This window comes from Moorena sp. SIO3A2, from assembly GCF_010672265.1.
Classification (GTDB): Bacteria; Cyanobacteriota; Cyanobacteriia; order Cyanobacteriales; family Coleofasciculaceae; genus Moorena; species Moorena producens.
On sequence record NZ_JAAHHC010000121.1, the window covers coordinates 1 to 1740 of the forward strand.

Sequence of the window (1740 nt, forward strand, 5' to 3'; positions counted from 1 at the left end):
TGATAGCTGATAGCTGATAGCTGATAGCTGATAGCTGATAGCTGATAGCTGATAGCTGATAGCTGATAGCTGATAGCTGATAGCTGATAGCTGATAGCTGATAGCTGATAGCTGATAGCTGATAGCTTACGTATTTAGATCAGGTAAATAGATGGAATTAAGGACACTACAACAGTTATTTTACGATGCTGTTTTTGAAAATAATCCTGCCAGTACACAAACCATTGCTCAACACATCAAAGCAGCTAAACAATTGACCCCTGATCAAGGGTTAGCGATTTATCGTAGCAGTGTCCTAGGCAACCTGAGCCAAACCTTAATGTCAATTTATCCAGTCTGCTGTTGTTTGGTGGGAGAGAAATTTTTTGATGGAACAGCGATAAGCTATATCCAACGCTTTCCTTCGATATCAATGGATTTAGGAAATTATGGCGAATACTTTCCTGATTTTTTGGCGAATTTTGAGCCAGCAAAACAGTTACCCTACTTACCAGATGTAGCCAGGTTAGAGTGGCACTGGCATCGGGTGTTTAATGGTGAAGAGGCTACCAGGTTAGATGTCCAAGCATTGAGTACAGTTCCCCAAGACAAATGGGGAGAACTGATTTTCCATTTACCTAAAAATAGTGTTCTGATTGAGTCAGCTTACCCGATCCATCGCATTTGGGAAGTTAATCAACCTGAATACCAAGGTGATCAGCAAGTCAATTTAGATGAAGGGGGGATACAACTATTCCTCTGGCGCAATGGTTATGATATGCGCATTGAGCTGCCAACAAAAGCAGAATGGCAACTGCTGAAGGCTTTTCAAGGAGAAAATCGATTTGAAGCAATTTGTCAAGACCTGGCTGCTGATGAATTAGCTATTGATGTAGCATCTGAGTTACCGCAATTTGTACAACGTGGATGGATTGCTAGGTTTTCGATTTAGACGTCTCCTTATACAGAAGGATTTCAGCTTATTTACGCATAACAGGAGTGGCAGGATTTGAACCTACATTCGTCAGTTTAGAAGACTGATGCCTTATCCGTTAGGCTACACTCCCAGGATTAGCGAGAATGCAGGGATTTGAACCCCGATTTCTGGTTCCGAAGACCAGCGTGTTGATCCATTACACTACACTCCCACAACGCGGAGAGAGAGGGAGTCGAACCCCCAGTAGACTTACATCTACAACTGTCTAGCAAACAGCTTGCCCTGCCAATAGCGACCTCTCCAGAATGGGTTGGGTAGGATTTGAACCTACGGCGCACAGAGGCATCCGTTTTACAGACGGGTTCCTTAACCGGACTTGGATACCAACCCAATTTGCAGTGCCGACGGGAATTGAACCTGCCCTGGAACTGCAATATTTGAAGTCCAGGGTGAGAATTGAACTCACACAATCGGTTTTGCAGACCAATGCCCTACCATTAGGCGACCTGGACACATTCTCTGAAGTTTTCAAGGTGCTTCAGAGCAAGCAGGTGTTCGTCCTGTATTACTCTGTTATATATATATTACATAATATACTACAAAGTGTCAATAGTGTAATACAAAATAGTGATTCCCTTAGAGCATTGAGGGGCTCAATATGTGAAATAATTACTTTTTAGAAGGCCACTTCTCATAAGCCTTGCAATTAAGTAGTCAAAAAGCGGGATAAAACGGGATTTTTTGGGGTATAATAGACAAAAAGGCCAAGAATAGCCAACGATGTCTAAGCGCAAGAAAAAATCAGGCACAACAAAGAAGCTTTC

Annotated in this window: 1 protein-coding gene and 5 tRNA genes; 1 reads left to right on the plus strand and 5 read right to left on the minus strand. The window is 42.6% G+C overall.

Translation table 11 applies throughout. The features are described from left to right. Positions 1 to 151: 151 nt before the first annotated feature. On the plus strand, positions 152 to 931 hold the full coding sequence (locus tag F6K64_RS37940) for an HvfC/BufC N-terminal domain-containing protein (protein ID WP_287268007.1): 780 nt from the start codon (positions 152 to 154) through the stop codon (positions 929 to 931). Between the two features lie 42 nt (positions 932 to 973). On the opposite strand, the gene F6K64_RS37945 is transcribed toward F6K64_RS37940, so the two are convergent. The 5 genes from F6K64_RS37945 to F6K64_RS37965 all read right to left on the minus strand — a co-directional run bounded on the left by F6K64_RS37945 (position 974) and on the right by F6K64_RS37965 (position 1428). Beyond that, a tRNA-Arg gene (locus tag F6K64_RS37945) sits at positions 974 to 1046 on the minus strand. A gap of 8 nt (positions 1047 to 1054) precedes the next feature. Further along, positions 1055 to 1127 (minus strand) — tRNA-Arg (locus tag F6K64_RS37950). 6 nt (positions 1128 to 1133) lie between these two features. After that, positions 1134 to 1218 (minus strand) — tRNA-Ser (locus F6K64_RS37955). A 4-nt stretch (positions 1219 to 1222) separates the two neighbouring features. Continuing rightward, positions 1223 to 1306 (minus strand) — tRNA-Tyr (locus F6K64_RS37960). 51 nt (positions 1307 to 1357) lie between these two features. Beyond that, positions 1358 to 1428, minus strand: a tRNA-Cys gene (locus tag F6K64_RS37965). Positions 1429 to 1740: the final 312 nt, after the last annotated feature.